Consider the following 18,468-nt stretch of genomic DNA (forward strand, 5'->3'; position numbering starts at 1 on the left):
GCCGGCCAATGGGCCGGCACGACGCCGATCCGTCAGTAGCCGAGATCCTTCTTGCTCTCGTAGACCGCCTGCGGGTTGTCGGCGGCGGTATAGAGCTTGGATTCGGTCTGGATCCACTTCGGCGGCACGGTGCCGTTCTTCTTGTAGGCGATCAGCGCATCGAGCGCCGGGCCGGCCATGTTCGGTGTCAGCTCGACGGTGGCGTTCGCCTCCCCGGCGGCCATCGCCTTGAAGATGTCCGGCACGGCGTCGATGGAAACGGTCAGGATCTCCGAGCCCGGCTTCAGGCCGGCTTCCTTCATCGCCTGGATGGCGCCGACCATCATGTCGTCGTTGTGGGCGTAGACCGCGCAGATGTCCTTACCGCCGCCTTCGGCCTTGATGAAGCTCTCCATCACCTCCTTGCCCTTGGCACGGGTGAAGTCGCCGGTCTGGCTGCGCACGACCTTCACGTTGGAATGGCCGGCGATCGCGTCCTCGAAGCCCTTCTTGCGGTTGGTGGCGACGCTGGCGCCCACCGTGCCCTGGAGCTCGACCACATTGCAGGGCTTGCCGTTGAGCGTCTGGACGAGCCAGTCGCCGGCGACCTTGCCTTCATGAACGCTGTCGGAGGTGACGGCGGTCAGGTAGAGGTCCTTGCCGGACGGATCGATGTCACGGTCGAGCAGGATGACCGGGATCTCGGCTTCCTGGGCTTCCTTCAGCACCGTGTCCCACCCGGTGGAGACGACGGGGGCGAGGAAGATCGCGTCGACGCCCTGGGCGACGAAGGCGCGGATCGCCTTGATCTGGTTTTCCTGCTTCTGCTGGGCGTCGGCGATCTTGAGATTGACGCCGCGCTTCTGGGCTTCGGACTTCGAGACGGTGGTTTCCGCCGCGCGCCAGCCCGATTCCGATCCGATCTGCGAAAAGCCGACCGTCAGCTCGTCCGCCCGCACGGCGGTCGTGGACAGGGCGCAGGCCACGGCGGTCGCGAGCAAAATGGTCTTGAGACCCATAGGCGTTCTTCTCCCGTGAAACTTGATCGCGCTTCTGATGAGCGCCGCTTGACGGCCTCCTTATGCCATAAGGGTTCACGGTTTAATAGTCATACAGTTTTACTTTTTGCGCGAACGAGGGCGTGCGAAAGGGCGTGATCGGCGGAAGCTAGCGGGCACTCGCGCCGCACGACCACGACCACGACCACGACCACGACCACGACCACGCGGCGTGAGCGGGTCGGCCTCTCCACTGCAACCAACAGTGAAGGAAATCCACTTTTTCTTTCAGATTGTTTCAGAGGGTCATTTTATCATGACGATTAATTAACTCGGTTTTTCGAACGGATTGCGCCATAAATCTGTCCATGATAGTCAAACGTACAGATGAGCGGGCGCCGATTGTTTGCCGCCACCTCAGTACAGAGGCGACGGGCGCAGGTCGGAATTCATCGCGTATGCGGCGGGGGCGTCGCATAGGAGATGTGATCGTGAAGACCAAGGAACGCTCGGCCGTGGCGAGGTCCCGCCTGCGGCCAATCGGTGTAGAGGCCTCCCGGCGCCGTGTGCCGGGCGTCTTGCCCGGGCGCGGGCGCCAAAGCCCGCATGACTGCTGAGAACGGCTCCCTTGTTTCCGCAGGTGCGTTTGGCCCCGTCGAAGGGCGCGGACTGCGAGCGGATGCCGGGCTGTTTTCCTTTTCGAACGAGACAAGGCCGATGGGGCGTCCGCCGCGACGATGCGGATCGCATCCGTTCCGGGGCGTCTTCGACCGGACGATCGTCCGGCAAGATCTCGCTCCGGCTCCGGTCGTCGTCTCAATCGCGTGAATTATATCCCTCAGGGTGATGTTTGATCATGAAGAACAATGACGATGCCGTTCCCGGTTCGGAGAACAGCAACGATGCGCTGTCTTCCGATATTCTGAAGTCCATCGTGGGCGGCGCTCGCTCCGGTGAGAACGCCCATGTCGACGGCGAGACCGCAATCGGTCTGACCGCCGGTGCCGAAGCCGCCAAGCTTGCCGAGAACGACGCCGCGAAGGCGGGCGAGGCCAAGGGCGCCGCCGCGGAAAAATCCACCGTGGACGTTCTGAAGGCCGACACGCGGGTGGGCGAGGGCGGTGCATTCACGTCCAAGCTGACGCTGTCCGCGGCGCAGTTCGACCCGAACAGCAAGCAGCTCCTGCAGAAGACGGCTGATGTTTCGATCTCCGGCGTGAAGGGCAATCCCGACGGCGTGAAGGTGTCGGTTCAGGATCAGGCCGGCAAGACCGTCGAGCTGAGTGCCGGCGACGTCGCCCTCAAGGCCAAGGCCGGCGATGCGCTCTACCAGAAGATCTCCGACCATTTGAAGGAGCTCGACGGCAAGGGCAAGAAGACCGATCCGAACTTCACCAAGGACATCGAGAAGAGCATGCGCTCCACCGCGGTGGAGGTCGACGCCCATCTCCAGGCCGCGAAGACCTATACGAAGACCACCTACAAGATCGACAGCGACGGCAACGTCGAGAAGGAAACCAAGTCGACCAAGCTCGACGCGGAGAAGGCGGCGGCTGACAAGGCAAAGACCGTCGCCGAGAACACCGACAAGCACACCACGTCGTGGGATGCCCAGAAGGCCGATGCACAGAAGGCCCAGGAGCAGAAGGCCAAGCCGCAGCAGGATCTCGACCGCGCCTACAAGGACCTGCGCGACGGCAGCCGCGCCGCGACCGGCGCCGCCGATGCGGTGAAGACCCTCGCCAAGGCGCAGGACAAGGCCGAGAACGACCACAAGGCCGCGACCGCGAACCTGAACGCCGCCGAGGCGAAGTTCAAGAACGCCGTGGCGGACCCGAAGTCGGATCCGAGCGGCAAGGCGGGCAGCGATCTCGCCAAGGCGCAGATGGCCCACGGGGCGAGCGAGCAGAAGGTGAAGGCCACCGGCGAAGCGCTGAAGGCCGGCGAGCAGAAGCTTGCCGACGCCAGGAAGGCCGTCGACGACGCCAAGGCGAAGGTGACGAGCGACGACGCCGGCAAGAAGGCGATGAAGAGCGCCGATTCCGACGACGGCCGGGCACGTTCGAAGTCGGTCGACGGCAGCGACAAGTCCGCCAAGAAGGCCGAGGGCGAGGAAGGCCGCGAGCGCTCCAAGTCCGTCGACGGCTCGGCGAAGGGCGCCGAGAAGCCGGACGAGACGCGCCCGCGCGCCAACGCCATCACCGAGAACCCGCAGAAGTCCATGGTCGACAAGGCCAAGGACAAGATCAAGGACGTGGCCTCGGAAAAGGGCTGGAAGGTCGCGACCAAGGGCGTTGAGGCCATGCTCAACTCGGCCGCCAAGGAAAAGGCGAAGGCCGAGAACAACCTGCACGAATCGACCATCGACAAGATCGTCGCCGGCGGCGTCTCCAAGACCGTCGATACCGACGGCAACAAGGTGCGCGAGTCCACCACCGTCGCCCAGGTCAAGATCGAGGGTGGCGCGACAAGCTATTCGTCCGATCTCGGCAAGGGCGCCAGCGCCAACTGGGCCGTGCGCGCAGAGGCCGGCAAGGAGGTCAAGAACACGACGGACCTCGGCGACGGCAAGTCGCTGACGACCACCAACAAGGTGAATGCCTCGGCCTCGTTCGAGAACAAGGCCGGCGTCACGCTCACCCACAATGCCTTGACGGCGGAGGCCTCGACCAAGGTTGCGGTCCACGCCGAGGCCAACAAGTCCTACGCCTACAAGAACGGTGACGTGGAAAACACCACGACCCTCGGGGTCGCGGGCGATGCCTCGGCCGGCGCCAAGGCCGGTGTCCACCTCGGCTATGACGGCATCTCCGCGTCGGCCAAGGCGGTCGCCGAGGCGTCGATCAAGGCGGGCATCACCAACGAGACCAAGGTCGGCAGCGTCACCATCGAGGAGAAGGCGGCCGTCTATGCGGCTGCGAAGGCAGAAGCGAAAGCCGATGCCGAGGTCGCGTTCAACCCGTTCGCCAAGGACGGCAAGGTCAAGGCGAAGGTCGGTGTTGGTGCCGAAGCGTCCGCCGGCGTGGGTGCCGAGGGCAATGTCGGCCTGAAAAGCGCCAACGGCACCGGTGTCGAGATCGGCGGCGGCGTCTATGCGGGCAAGGTCGGCGCGAAGTTCGACGGCGACGTCGAGTTCAAGGACGGCAAGCTGCAGGTCGGCTTCCAGATCGGCGCCTCGCTCGGCATCGGCGCGAGCTACAATGTCAACCTCGCGATGGACGTCGGCAAGGCGACCAAGAACGTGGCCAAGGCCTTCACCGAGATCGAGGATGTCGGCGACGCCGTGCTGTCGCCGTTCAAGGCGGTGGGCGGCTTCTTCGGCGGCCTGTTCGGCTGATGCCGCCTTCCTTCGTGCCGCGAGGCGATGAAGGACGGACGGCCCTGATGTAAGGTGCGCCGGGCTCCCCGCGGACAGGACCTTGACCGGTCCGCCGCCGGGACGGGCCGGGGGCACGACGATTTACCGATCGGCATCGATCGAGTTTCAAAGGATCGCGTCATGAGCGACAAGAACCCCACCGCAGCGGAACTGGCCGAGGCCAAGTCCGAGGTCGAAACCAAGCTGGCCCCCGAGGTCGAGAAGCTGAGCGCGCTCGCCCACGAGAAGATCATCAAGCGCGCGCTGTCCGAAGGCTGGTCTCAGTCCCAGGCCGAGTGGATCGACCGCCTCGCCCAGGAGCCGTTCATCCAGGCCGCGATCGACGGCGCCCCCGGCGTGGAGGCGCTGGAAACCGCCTACGACCGCGCCCGGCGCCAGCTCACCGTCGGCTATTTCGATCACGCCCTGGAGCAGGGCAAGAACCTCTACACCGCCTTCCTCACGATCATCGATCTTGAGAAGCAGCTCGCAGAGCGCCGCGGAGAGGTGGCCCCTGCCTATCCGGACTCCATCCTGATGCAGGCCTGCGACGCGGTCGAACTGGCAGCCCAGCAGGGCCTGTCCAGCGAGGACCAGATCGGCGCCGGCTTCGCCGTGATCCGGGAACTTTCGAGCAAGGGCCTGAACTGAATCCGGCTCTCCCGGCGGGCACGGCCTCCAGCCCGCCCCGCCGGTCCTTCCCGGTGCGCTCCCGGGAACCGCCGGCGCGGCGCACCCGCAGGCGCCGTCTGTCCGCGTTCAAACGGAAAAGTCATGTTTCTCCCTCTGGACCTGCCTCCCAGCGTTCCGCAGCAGCCGCCTGCCTATATGCTCGTTCAGGCCGCCGCCGAGACCGCCTCGGTCGAGGACCAACTCGTCGCCCGCGCGAAAGCCGACGGCTGGTCGGACTCCCAGGCGGGCTGGATCGGCAAGCTCGGGATCGCCGAGAAGCCGGATGCCAGCGCCTCGTCGAAGGCGGATGTCGATGCCGCCTATTCGGCCGGCCGGCAGGCGCTGACAGCGGCCTATTTCGACAACGCCCTCGCCAATGGCAAGAGCCGGCTCGTCGCGTTCCTCACCGTCATCGATCTCGAAAAGCAGGTCATGATGCGGGCGAATCTCGCTCCGCCGGACTATTCGGACGAGGCGGTACAGAAGGCCTATGACGCTGTCGAACTCGCGAACGAGAAGGGGCTCTCCAGCAACGAGCAGATCGAGGCCGGTTTCGAGGTGCTGCGGCTTCTTGCGGCGAAGCTGCAATAGCGAGGCAGCCACATCGCCCGTGTCAGGCCGGCCCGCGGGTCCGGTCGGGGCCGGCACGGGCCGCACCGTCGTTTTCGCCGATCGATCCGGGCAGCCGGGCCTTTCCACGCAGATGGATCATCGCCGGGGCAATGCCGGATGCTTTCCCGGGCTTTCGGAAGTGAGTGGGCTCTTTCCATGCACCTGACGATACCGCTCCAGTCCGGCCACGTCGCGGCATCGCCCGGAGGCTCGCGGCCGTGGCGGCGGTGAGGGCAGGGCGGGGCCGCGCCCGCCGGGTTCCCACCATCCTGCAGATGGAAGCGGCGGAGTGCGGGCCGGCCTGCCTCGCCATGGTGCTTGCCGCCTACGGGCGCTGGGAGACGCTCGATGCCGTGCGCGACAGCTGCGGCGTGTCGCGCGACGGCACCTCCGCCGCCGACATCGTCGAGGCCGCACGCCGGCGCGGCATGGAGGCCGACGCCTATAGCCGCGACGTCGACGGCCTCGCCGCCCTCGGCTTGCCGCAGATCCTGTTCTGGGGCTTCGATCACTTCGTGGTGCTGGAGGCGGTCGGCCGCGACGGCTTCGTCATCAACGATCCAGCCCACGGCCGCCGCGTCGTCGACCGCGAGGAATTCGGCCGCCGCTTCACCGGGGTGACGCTGACCTTCCGCCCCGGCCCCGCGTTCCAGCGCACCCGACGGCCGCCCGGCGTCGCCCGCCGGCTCGCCGCCGTGCTCGGCGGTTCGTGGGGCATGTTCGCCTGCATCGTGCTCACGAGCCTCGCGATGGTCGCGCTCGGCGTGGTGCTGCCGGGGCTGACGCGGGTGTTCGTCGACGATTACCTGGTGCAGGGCAACCGGGAATGGCTGCTTCCGCTCCTCGGCGGCATCATCGCCATCGGTGCGTTCCGCTCGGTGATCGCGGCGCTCTATACCCGCGGCCTCCTGCTCGTGCAGACGAAGGTGACGGCGGTCGTCAGCGCCCGGTTCGTATGGCGGCTGTTTCATCTGCCCTACGATTTCTTCGTCCGCCGCAGCCCGGTGGAGATCTCCGCCCGCACGCAATATGCCGGCCAGCTCGGCGGCATCGTCGCCGGCCCGTTCGCCCAGACCGCAGTGAACGTGCTGGCGGTCGCCGGCTATGTCGTCATCATGCTGCTCTACAGCGTCGCCATGACGGCCGTCTGCGTCGGCTTCGCGGCGCTGGAGCTTCTCGTCCTCAGGCTCGTCACCCGCCGGGTGCAGGACGAGGCGGTTCACCTGCAGATGGCGGCGGGGCAGGCCCATTCCGCCGCCGTGCGCGGCGCCGCCCTGCTGGAGCAGGCCCGCGTCAACGGCAGCGAGACCCAGCTCTTCAGCCATATGGTCGAAGCGGAAGTGCGGTTGATCAATTCCGAGCAGAAGAGCGGCTGGACCACCCGGATGCTGATGGCGCTGCCGTTTGCCATGAGCCGCCTGACGACGCTCGCCGTGCTCGGCGTCGGCGCCCTCGTGGTGATGACGACGGAAACCACGCTCGGCACGCTGCTCGGCTTCCTCATGCTGTCCGGGCTGTTTTCCGCCTCCATCGGCGCGCTGACCGGCTTCGGAACGGCGATCGGCCAGTCCACCGCCGGCATAGGCCGCCTCGGCGACGTGCTCGACCATATCGGGGCGCAGGACGATGCCGACGATGCCGGACGCCCGCCCCTGCCGCTACCGACCGGGCGCATCGCGCTCAGGGATGTCGGCTTTTCCTACCCCCACGGCCAGCCGGTGCTGTCGGGGATCGAGCTTGCCATCGCGCCCGGCGAGTGCATCGGCATCATGGGCGGTTCCGGCGCCGGCAAGAGCACGCTCGCCCGGCTGGTCGTCGGGCTCGCCGCGCCGACCCGCGGCACCATCCGCTTCGAGGCCAGCCCAGACGCCGGGACCGATGCCTGGGTGCCGAAATGCGATGCCGTCGGCTTCGTCGATCAGGCGCCGTTCTTCCCGAAGGGACCGATCCGGTCGGCCCTGACGCTGTGGGATGCGGGCGAGACCGACGAGGATATCGCGCGCGCGCTCGCCGACGCCGAACTTCTGGAAGCGATCGCCAGCCGGCAGGGAGGGCTGGACGGGCAGGTTGGCGAGAACGGTGTCGGCTTCAGCAGCGGCGAGCGGCAGCGGCTCGCCATCGCCCGCGCGCTGGTGCACGCGCCGCGCATCCTCGTGCTCGACGATGCCACCAGCGCGCTCGACGAGGACACCGAAGCGCGCGTGCTCGAAAACCTGCGCCGCCGCGGCGCCACGCTGCTTCTGCTCACCAACCGCGCCAGCGCCCTCCAGCACATGGACCGCGTGATGGCGCTCCATGGCGGCCGGCTCTATCCGATTGCGATGGAGGAAGCCCATGCAGCCGCGCGCGCGTCGATGAGCTCGATCCTCGCCGCGGCGGAGCAGCAGCTATGACCGGGGTGCCGGAGTTCATCCCGTTGCCCGGGGGCGTGCTGGCGCCGATAGCCCTGCCGGTGCCCTACACCCTCGCCGGGTCCTCCGCGGATCTCTATCTCGCGCTGGCGGAGACAGAGGCGAAGCGCTTCGTCGCCACCATTCCCGAAGGAGCGCTGCTGCCGGAAGCCGTGCCGGGCGTCGAGCTGTTCCTGAAGCCGCGGCTCGCGGCGGCGCTGGAACTGGGCGGCAATTCCGACGGAGCCCAGGTCTGGATCGCGGCGCTCGCGCGCGCCGTCGCCCCCGGGGGCATTGCCGTGCCGGAGCCCGAGGACGAGGGCTCCTTCGAGGACATCAGCCGCCAACTCCTCGCAGCGGTCGCCGCACGCCTCGCCGCCGAGGAGCGCAGCGCCGAGGCCGAGCGCGCGGCACAGGCAGAGCGCATGGAAGGCGCCTTCGCCGAGACGCTGAAGGGGTTCCGACGCGTTCTCGACGGCACATTCCACCGCCCGCCCGCCGGCAGCCGCACACCGCTGACCGCAGCCGCCGCAAAACTCGCGGAGGCGCTGCACGTCAAGGCCGCACCCGTGCGCGAGGAACCCGGCGAAGGCCGGGAGGATTTCCTCGAACGGTTCGCGGCCGGCCACGGCCTGCGCCTGCGCCGCGTCGGGCTCGGGACCGGCACCCTCCCGGAGGGGGAAGCCGCCGTGCTCGTCTTCGACGCCGACGGCCGGCCGTGGGTGCTGCGGGGGCGCCGCTGGGGGGGCTTCGTCGTCGAGCACCCGACGGGTGCGGAGCCGCCGCGCCGTCTCGGCCGCAACGGCTGGGCGGCATTCCAGAACGATGCCTACATGTTCTTCCGTACCCTGCCGGGTACGCGGCTCACCTATCGCGCGATCTTCGGCTTCGGCCTGGGCGACAGCCTGTGGGATTTCGTGCTGCTCGCCTTCTGCGGCCTCGTCGGCGCGCTGCTCGCGCTGCTTCCGCCGCTCGCCTCTGCCCAGATCGCCAACATCGCCGTCCACACCGCCGACGTGCCGTTCCTCGTCGACCTCCTGTTCGTGCTGGCGATGGCGCTCGTCGCGGAAACAACCTTCTTCGTCGTCGGCCGCCTCGCGGAGCTGCGGGCGAACGGCCGGGCGGGCCTCGCGCTCCACGCCGCGATGGTCGACCGGTTGCTGCGCCTCACGCCCGCGAGCCTGCGCTCCTCGACCACGCTCATCCTGGCGACCGAAATGGAGACGGTGGAGAAGTTCCGCCGCGCGCTGCTCGGCTTTGCCACCAACGGCGCCGTCGCGCTGCTCAACGGCCTTGCCGCGGCGGCGGTCGTCGCGTTCGTGTCGCCGCTTGCCGGCCTTGTCTCCATCGGCCTCGTGCTCGTCCTGCTCGCGATCACCGCCTTCCTCGGGTGGGCGCAGTTCAAGGCGATCTATGAGGGCGAGCGGATGGACGTGATCGTGCTCGCCTTCGTCTACGATCTCGTCCGCCTCGTGCCGGTGGTGCGCGGCATGCGCATGGAGAAGCGCGTCTTCACCCAGTGGGGCGAGAACTTCCTCGCCTTCCAGTCGCGCCTGATGCGCTCGGCCCGCATTTCGAACCGGCTCCCCGTCATCGAGCCCGCGTGGGATGCCATCGTGCTGGCGCTGTCGTTCGCCGCGATTGCCTATGTCGGTTCGACCGCCAGCATCGGCGCGGGGCAGGCCATCGTCTTCGTGATGGCGCTCGGCCGGCTCACCCAGTCCGGCAAGGAGCTGTCGCACCACCTGATCGGGGCCTCAAAGCTGATGCCGATGGCGAAGCTCGCGCGGCCGCTGATCGAGTTTGAACTGGAGCCGCTCGCCTCCGGCGCGCCCGCCGTCGCGCTGTCGAGCCGGCTCGACGTCTCCGACGTCAGCTTCTTCCACGGCACGCGCCGCATCCTACAGGGCGTCGACCTCACCGTGCGCGAGGGCGAGTTCGTCGGGCTCGTCGGCCCTTCGGGCAGCGGCAAGTCCACGCTTCTGTCGCTGCTGGCCGGGCTCGAGAAGCCCGACAGCGGCCGTATCCTTCTTGGCGGGCACGATCTTTCCGGCCTCGACCGCCGCCAGATTTCGCGGCGGATCGGGCTCGTCATGCAGGGCGCGCGGCTGCTGCCGGCCTCGATCTACGAGAACATCCGCGGCGTCGGCGACATCACCATCGACGAGGCCTGGGCCTTCGCCGAGCAGGCGGCGATCGCCGACGAGCTGAGCGCCCTGCCGATGGGCCTCCTCACCATCGTCGGTGAGGGTGGAGCGGGCCTCGCGGAGGGGCAGATCCAGCGTCTTCTCATCGCCCGCGCCCTGGCGCGCCGGCCGTCGGTGCTGCTGCTCGACGAATCCATGAGCGCCCTCGACGGTGTCTCGAAGGACAGGATTCTCGCATCGCTGGCAAAGCTCGACCTGACCCGCATCCTCGTGACCCACCATCCCTCCGCCCTGAAGCGCGTGGATCGGCTGGTGATGATGCACGAGGGCAGCGTGGTGGAGATCGCCCATCCCGACGCCTTCGCCGGCGAGGAGGGGGAGGAGACGCGATGACGGCAGTCGGCGGGACCGCAACAAGCGATCACATCCACGGGGCGGAGACACCATGAGCACGAACCTGTTCCGCTCCGAGGCGCAGGCGCAGCTGCAACGGCCCGAACAGCTCGCGACCGCGCTGCGTCTGGTCAAGCCGGGCTACGCCGCCGTGGTGCTGATGCTGTGCGCCATCGTGGTGGCGGCGGTGGTCGGGGCGATCTTCATCCGCGTGCCGATCACCGTCTCCGGCACGGGCGTGATCCTGAGCTCCAAGGGCGTGCTGGAATTTACCGTCGCCTCCGACCACGACGGCCGCATCACCGATGTCCTCGTCGATATCGGCCAGCGCGTCAGCCCTGGGCAGGAGATCGCCCGCATCGTCGAGCCGGTGCTGGAAACCGACCTCAAGCTCGCCGAAAGCGAACTCGATCTCATCAATCACGAGGAACAGAAGGTCCGCGCGCTGCAGGACCAGACGGCGCGGCTGTTCACCGACCTCCAGGCCCGGCAGGAGGCCAATGCCCGCGAGACCATCGCGCTGCTCGACAAGCGCCGCGCGCTGCTGGAACAGCTCGCCGAGGGCCAGGAAACCCTGCGCCGGAGCGGCAACACGACGTTTGACCGCTATCTCCAGGTCCAGGCGGAACTCGCCGAGGTTCTGGAGCGCACCTCCGGCAAGCGGGGCGACATCCTCGCCATGCTGCTGGCGGAAGGCGAGCGCAAGGCGCAGTACGAGCGCGAACTTCAGGCGCTCGATGCCCGCAAGGCCCAGGCCCAGCGCCAGGTCGACCGGCTGAAGGACCGCATTCGCAACGAAACCGTGGTGCGCAGCACCCAGTACGGCATCGTCTCGGAACTGAAGGTGTTCCCCGGCGATCTCGTGCGGTTCGACACGCCGCTCGTCAGCCTGCTGCCAGTGGACGAGAGCTTCTCGACCCTGCGCCCGGGCGCAACCCATCTGGTCGCGGCGGTGCTCGTCCCGGCCAAGGACGGCAAGAAGGTCCGCGTCGGGATGCAGGCCCTGATCGATCCGACCTCGGTGCGCCGCGATGTGTTCGGTGCGATTGAGGGCACCGTCGTGCGGGTCCCCGACGTCGCCGCTAGCCCGGAACAGCTTCGTCACATGCTGCGCAACGACGATCTCGTCCGCAAGCTCACCGCCAGCGGACCGCCGTTCCTGGTGACGGTGGAGATGGAGCGGGACCCGCGCACGGTGAGCGGCCTGAAATGGACGACCTCAGCCGGCCCGGACACCCAGATCACCGCCGGCACGCTTCTCGACGCCAAGGTGCTGACGGAGCGCGTCTCGCTGCTCGGTCTCCTCGTCCCCGCCGTCAAGGAAATGCTGCGCGGCCCGTCGCTGGGCGAGGCAGAGAAGGCCTCGTACTGACGTCCGGGCGACGCGCGGCGGTGGCCCCCCGCCGGTCCGTGCGGAATCGCAGCCGCCGGCTTGCCGGGTGCGACGGATATGGGGCTCGTCTCGATCGCGCGGCCCGAGGCGTCGCAGAACGCCCCTCTCCCAAGACGCCTCTCTCCAGGTCGCACGGAAAAACCCGCCCCCACGAAGGGAGGCGGGTTCCGTAGCGCAGTCAGAAATGGCGCGCCGAGAGGCGCCCGCGATCAGAAGCGGATGGCCATGCGAAGGCTGACTTCCTGGCCGAGATAGTCGTCGGCGATCTGCGCCTTGTACTCCCCGCGCAGTTCGTACTTGTCGTTGGCCATGAACTGCACGCCCGCGCCGATGTCGAACAGCGTGTCCGGTACATCCGTGGTCGAGGTGAAGTTCAGGCCGGAATCGCCGCCGTCCGAGAACGTCACGTTCTGGCTGAGGCCGTTGCCGCCGATGAACGTCGCGCCCACCGATGCGTAGGGGCGCAGCCAGCCATAGCCCTCGATGTTGACGCGGGCGCCGACTTCGAGCGTCGGCTCGAACGCCACCGTCCACTCCCGCATGTCGCCCGCCCGCAGCACCGCACCGTCGCCGGCAAGCGTGTAGCCGGGCATATAGGTGTGGATCACGTCGAGATCGGCATAGGGCCGGACATACCAGTTGGCGAACGCGAACTCGTAGGCCGCGCGCAGCCTGAGGCTCGCCGTCCAGACGTCCGAGGTGTTCAACGCCTGCCACCCGTCGCCGCCGATGAAGAAGGTGCTGCTGGACTCGTAGCTGCCATAGCCCGCGCTGAGCGCGCCGGCGAGGAGCCACGGCCCCATCTGGTGCTTCAGCGCGACCGAAACGTCACCGCCGCTGCCGTCGATGGAGGTCAGGCCGTCGCTGGTCTTCACCCAGTCGGTGTTGTAGGCGGCGGTCGCGCCGAGGAACCAGTCGGGCGAGAATTCCCACTGGCCGCCGACGCGGTAGCTCATCGCGGTCGCGGTGAAGCCATCGGCATCGCCACCATCGAACTGCGCCACGCGCGATCCGGTGACGCGCGACCACACGCACTGGCTCTCGCCGACCATCGTCGTCGTTCCCTCGAACACCGGGCAGCTCATCGAGAACCGGGTGGCGTCGCGGGCGCCGAGCGTCTGGCTGGAGGCGGACTGACCGACATTCTCCGTCCGGCTCATGCTCTCGATCTTCATGCGGTATTGCTCAGCCGAGACGACGTTGGCGAGTTCCGCGAAGGTATCCGCCTTGCCGACGTCGCTCGTGTTCCATGCCGTCTGCAGGCTGTTGAGCAGCGAGCGCTCCGTATCGCTCGGGTTGCTGCCGCTGGCCTTCGCCAGGAACGTGGCGTAGGGCGAGATGGTGACCGTGTTCCCGGACTGGGCCGCGGTCCACGAGATCGGGCTCGCCGGGCTCGCACCGGCGCTCGGTGCCTTGTTATTGGCGATCGACGAGGCCGAGATCACTGTGAACGTGCCGGGCAGCAATCCGTCCACCGCGTGCGGCTGGATCGCCACGCCGTCGAGCGTCATGGCGGCAGTCTTCAGGACGTCGGCATTCTGGACACCGGGTGCCGCGACGCTGTTGACGTCGACCATGAGCACGCCGCCGAGCCAGGTATCGACGGTCTTGACCGTCGCCGTGGCAATGGTGCCGACCCCACCGACATTGAACGTGCCGGCATTGTAGAACCAGCCAGAGCCGTTGCTGACATTGATCGTCCCGGTGCCGGCGCTGATATAGGTGCCGCCGACCTCGTTGCGGAACTCGTTCCACTCCGTCGTGCCGCCGGTAGCAAGATTGATGTCGCCGGTGATCGTGCCGAAGTTCGAGACGCTTTCGGAGCCAAACGACGACAGGATCGCCTTGTTCGAGACGGCACTGATGCTGGAGCCGGCGCCGATCACGATCTTGTTGCTCTCGCTGGGAGCCGTCTTGATCGAACCACCGTCGATCCGTATGGCCGCGCCGTTGCCGGAGCCGCCGACGATGGTTCCGCTGTAGTCGATGCTGATTCTGCCGCCGCCGTTCATGACGGTGGCTCCTCGGGTCGTGGTAACGATGGCCTGCCCGTCGACACCCTGGACACCGCTCTGCGCGAAGATGCCGTAGGAATTCGAACCCTTCGCCTGGATCGTGCCTGCGAGATTGATCTCGATCGGCTTGCCGGAACCTGAGACGCCCTGTCGGGCAGCGATCGTGTTCGCGGACGGAATATCCGCCCCGAACACCATGCCGCCGCCGCCGCCAAGGCTCTGGGCGAAGACGCCGTGCGCCTTTGCACCGGTTGTGGTGATCGTCACCTTGTTTCGGGTTCCGTTGTCTTGCTTCGAGGAGATCGTGATCTTCCCGCCGGAACCCGCGCTGTTGATTGAAGCGGACAGCATCGCGCCGAAGGATGCCTGCGTGGGACTGAACGCGCCCACATAGCCGCCGCCGCCGCCGATCGATTGGGCCAGCACGCCGATGGCCCCATCGCCCTTGGTCGATATGGAACTCGCGTTGCCGAAATTGACCGTGACGGCATCGCCGTCGCCCCTGCTTCCGACGCCGCCGAGGATGCCCCCGAGGTTCGTCTTCAGACTGACACCTGCGCCACCACCGGCGGAGATCATGCCGCCGCCGCCGCCGATCGATTGGGCGATGATACCGATGGCCCCCATGGAACCGGAGCCTGCGCCTTCGCTCGGGTCGGTACCGGTGGAGATCGAACTGTTGAGGTTCACCGTCACGATGCCACCGGCGCTCGGGGCACTCGACTTGCCGCCAAGCTCCACGGTCTGCTGCAGAGGCGTGTTCTGGGTGTTGGCGATGATTTTCGTCGCATTGGCAAATTCCTCATCGATATCCAGACCGTATGATTTGAGGATTTGCTTGCTGCTCTCGTCGAGCTTCTTCTTTGCCTCGATGATGTTGTCCGGATTATAGACGTCGACGATGGAGACACCGCCGCCGCCACCGATCGACTGGGCGACGATGCCGTGGGATTCATTGCCCTTGGTCGTGATGGCCGCCGAACTCGAGACGGTTACCGCCTTGCCGTCGCCGGCAATGCCATTCGTACCGCCCGAGATCCATGTGAAATTGAAGGGCTTTTCAGCCTTGTCGTACGCATTTCCGCTCGCCTGGAAATCAATTCCGGTGGTGGAGATGCCGCCGCCGCCGCCCACGCTCTGGGCGATGATGCCGGACGAAGCCTTGCCGATCGTCTCGATGACGCCCGTGCTCGTGACGGTCACGGCACCGCCCGAGCCGCCGCCGCTGCCGGAGCCTCCCGTCGTGCCGCGATAGGTGAACAGCTTGTCGCTCGCAACCTGCATGACGCCGCCGTTGCCACCACCACCGCCGACCGACTGGGCAAAGATCGCCGCGGCGCTGTTGCCGCCCGTCGAAAGCTTCATGGCGTTGGTAACGGTCACGCTGCCGCCGTTCCCGCCGGCCCCCCCTTCTCCGCCGACCGCGTGATTGAGGGAGACCGAGACCGGAAACGAGGGCTTCATGCCCTTGATGCCTTCCCGTGTCGCGCCGCTGACTTTGCTGAGGCCGGGAATCCGGGCCATGATGCTTTCGGCGAAAACGCCGATCTTCGCCTTCGTGCCGCTGCTCAGATAATAGGCGAGGAGATTCTTGGCGGCGGCCTTACCCAGGGTGCCCGCCTGGCTTGAATCGATCCCGCCGGAAGAGGAGGTCGCAGCGCCACCGCTGCCGCCACCGCCGCCGATAGACTGCGCGAAGATCGCGTAGGACGCATTCCCGCCGGTGGAGATCTGCTTTTCAGTCGTCTGGCCTGCCTGCTTCGTGGTGGTAACGGTCACGCTGCCGCCGTTGTTGCCGTTACCGCCGTTGCCGCCGATGGTCAGTGTGCCCGAGACATTTCCGGACCCGTCCGTCTGCGACAACCCGCCGATACCGCCGCCGCCGCCGACGCTTTGCGCCAGAATGCCGGCGGCTCCGTCGGCCCGGGTGGTGATCGAGCCGCTGTTGTCGACGGTGACCGTGCCACCGATATTGCCGACGCCACCGGCTCCACCGACGCCGTTATTGATGGAAAGCGATTTGGTCTGTCCGACGAGATTGACATAGGAGACGGTCGAGACGGTGCCGCTCAGCAGCGATCCCAGATCGATCGGCCGGGTGTCGCCGCCGTTACCGCCGCCGCCGCCGATGCTGGCGGCAACAATGCCGGTCGAGGCGAGTTGCTCGGTCGTGATGTCGCCGGTATTCGTGATCTTGACCGTGCCGCCTTCGTTGCCGTCGCCGCCCTTCCCGCCGGTCTTCCACGTCCCCGTGATTGAAAAGCCCTTCGCCAGAGCGATGAGATCCTTCGCCAGGACCTCGGCATTGCCGCCATTGCCGCCGCCGCCGCCGATGCTGTAGGCCGCGATACCGATCGAGGCCGTGCCCTTGGTGGTGATGCCGCTGCTGTTCGTGACCTCGACGGTTCCGCCTTTGCCGCCCGAGCCGCCGTTGCCACCGGTGGTGATGTTGAAGTTGAAATCGAGGTTGCTGGCGAACGGAATGTTCAGCGAAGCGGATCGGGCGGTGCCGCCATCGCCGCCGCCCCCGCCGATGCTCAGGGCATTGATGCCGTGAGAGAGACTGCCTTCGGTCTTGATCTCCGCGGCATTTGTCACGCTGACTTTGCCGCCGAGATTGCCCGTGCCACCGTTCCCCCCTGTGGACCAGGCGAACGACACGCTCGGATACGTCTTCGCGCCGATGGCCGCCGTGAATGCCAGTGCATCGCCACCCGCGCCGCCACCGCCGCCGATGCTCATGGCCGAGATGGCGGACGAATTCCGGCCGGTGGTGTTGACGCTGAGTTCGTTGACGACGCTGACCGTACCGCCGGTGCTGCCCTTGCCGCCGGAACCGCCCACGGCACGCGCGATCGAGACCTGCGGGCCGGCCGAGATGGCCGTGGCATCGCCGCCGACGCCGCCACCGCCGCCGATCGACTGGGCCAGAATGCCGGACGCGAACTGTCCCTTCGTCGTGATCGAACCCGCCGACTGGGATTTGGCGTTCCTGACGGTGACGTCACCGCCGGTATTGCCGTCGGCGCCCTTGCCCCCAAGTGCGGCACTGAAGATGAGCCCCACCGCGGTCGCGTCACCGCCGCCACCGCCGCCGCCGCCGATCGACTGGGCCAGAATGCCCGCCGCACGATCCCCCTTGGTCAATATGACGCCGCTGTTCTCGACCGTGACGGTGCCGCCGGTGCCGCCACGGCCGCCGTCTCCACCCCAGCCGAAGAAGAGAATTCCCGCGTTCCCGCCGGAGCCACCGCTCCCGGCCGAGGCAATGGCAGACCTGAACGCACCCGTGGCGCTGCCGCCTCCGACGCTCTGAGCGAGGATTCCGACGGATGCCGTTCCGTCGGTTTCGATCGTCCCACGTTGGGTGGCAGTGACGGAGCCGCCCGAACCGGCATTGCCGCCGTCGCCGCCCACGATGAGTCCACGGCCACCCTTGCCGCCGACCCCGCCGACGGATTGAATGATCAGACCGGGCGAACCGGCCTCCTTGGTCTCGATCGTCCCGTCAAGCGTCGCGATCGCCGCGCCGCCGTTGCCACCCGGCGATCCGTCCGAGCCGTTCACCCACGCGGAACTGTAGCCGCCGGCACCGCCGACGGACTGCACGATCACGCCCGGCGAGGACGCCCGATAGGCGACGAGTTGGACGGCGGAGCCGACGGTCAGCTTCGCCTCCGCGGCATTGCCTCCGCCCGGAGGTGCCACGCCGAGCGTGTTTGAACTGCTTTCCGTGCCGCCGTTTCCACCGAGGGATTCCGCGATGACCACGGGCGCGCTGCTGCCATTGGTGGACATCGACGTCTCGCCCTGAAGCGTGACCGACACGTTGCCCGCCTTGCCGCCGGTGGCGCGATCGAAACTGCCGCCGTTGCCCCCGTCGCCACCGCGCGACTGCGCCCACACCGCCGCGAACTGGCTCATCCACGACGTTATGACAGTGCGGCTTCCCTGCGTCGTCTCGCTGCCGAACACCAGCTTGACGGTCCCGCCATCTCCCCCCTTGCCGGCGTCGGACAGGCTGTAGCCGCCCTTGCCGCCCTGCGAATAGAGTTGAATTACGGCGCCGTTGTCCTTGCCGGTTCCGCTGGCCTGAAGCCAGAGCGCGGTCTTTGCGGGCAGAACCGTGGTCTGGGTGAAACTGACATCGCCGCCACGTCCGCCGTTGGCGCCGTTCTGGTATTGCAGGTCGTAGTCCTTCTCTGAATCGAGAGAGGTCTTCGATCCGTCGCCGCCTCGGCCACCGACGGAACCGAGCACAACAACGCCACTGGGAGACGCGATCGCACCCCAGAGCTTGTCGTAACCGAGGCTCCTCCACGTCGTTCCGATTAAATCCTGCGTACTCCAGCCTGTATTATTGCTGTTGTAGATGTTCTCATACTTGATACTGCGGCCTGGACTTCCATCAAGCGGATAAGCTTTGACGGTGGACTTCGTTTCTCCAAGAACCCAGATCGCAAACCAGGACGGAGCTTCAACATCGCCATCGCGGCCGCTCGGGCTGGGCG

Annotated in this window: 8 protein-coding genes; 6 read left to right on the forward strand and 2 right to left on the reverse strand. The window is 67.2% G+C overall.

The window, feature by feature from the left end; genetic code table 11:
- Positions 1-32: 32 nt before the first annotated feature.
- Complete coding sequence (ytfQ, locus tag BUF17_RS15690; RefSeq protein ID WP_073630377.1) at positions 33-998, reverse strand: galactofuranose ABC transporter, galactofuranose-binding protein YtfQ; 966 nt, start codon at positions 996-998, stop codon at positions 33-35.
- Positions 999-1,833: 835 nt separating this feature from the next.
- Between ytfQ and BUF17_RS15695 the strand changes: the two genes are divergently transcribed.
- From BUF17_RS15695 to BUF17_RS15720, 6 genes are all read left to right on the forward strand, one after another.
- Complete coding sequence (locus BUF17_RS15695; RefSeq protein ID WP_073630379.1) at positions 1,834-4,314, forward strand: hypothetical protein; 2,481 nt, start codon at positions 1,834-1,836, stop codon at positions 4,312-4,314.
- A gap of 162 nt (positions 4,315-4,476) precedes the next feature.
- The gene (locus BUF17_RS15700; protein ID WP_073630381.1) at positions 4,477-4,986 is read left to right on the forward strand and encodes a hypothetical protein; all 510 of its coding nucleotides are present in this window, start codon (positions 4,477-4,479) and stop codon (positions 4,984-4,986) included.
- Between the two features lie 123 nt (positions 4,987-5,109).
- Complete coding sequence (locus BUF17_RS15705) at positions 5,110-5,598, forward strand: hypothetical protein (RefSeq protein WP_073630383.1); 489 nt, start codon at positions 5,110-5,112, stop codon at positions 5,596-5,598.
- Between the two features lie 332 nt (positions 5,599-5,930).
- Positions 5,931-8,012, forward strand: coding sequence for an ATP-binding cassette domain-containing protein (locus BUF17_RS15710; protein ID WP_428977658.1), 2,082 nt, complete (start codon positions 5,931-5,933; stop codon positions 8,010-8,012).
- A complete protein-coding gene (locus BUF17_RS15715) occupies positions 8,009-10,549 on the forward strand; it encodes an ATP-binding cassette domain-containing protein (RefSeq protein ID WP_073630387.1) in 2,541 nt (846 codons plus the stop codon). The genes BUF17_RS15710 and BUF17_RS15715 overlap by 4 nt, the downstream gene beginning before the upstream one ends.
- 52 nt (positions 10,550-10,601) lie before the next feature.
- Complete coding sequence (locus tag BUF17_RS15720) at positions 10,602-11,921, forward strand: NHLP bacteriocin system secretion protein (protein ID WP_073630389.1); 1,320 nt, start codon at positions 10,602-10,604, stop codon at positions 11,919-11,921.
- 230 nt (positions 11,922-12,151) lie between these two features.
- Here the strand turns inward: BUF17_RS15720 and BUF17_RS15725 are convergent, their stop codons facing one another.
- Complete coding sequence (locus BUF17_RS15725) at positions 12,152-18,217, reverse strand: autotransporter outer membrane beta-barrel domain-containing protein (protein WP_073630391.1); 6,066 nt, start codon at positions 18,215-18,217, stop codon at positions 12,152-12,154.
- Between the last annotated feature and the right edge of the window lie 251 nt (positions 18,218-18,468).

Origin of the sequence: Pseudoxanthobacter soli DSM 19599 (assembly GCF_900148505.1) — a bacterium.
Taxonomy (GTDB): domain Bacteria; phylum Pseudomonadota; class Alphaproteobacteria; order Rhizobiales; family Segnochrobactraceae; genus Pseudoxanthobacter; species Pseudoxanthobacter soli.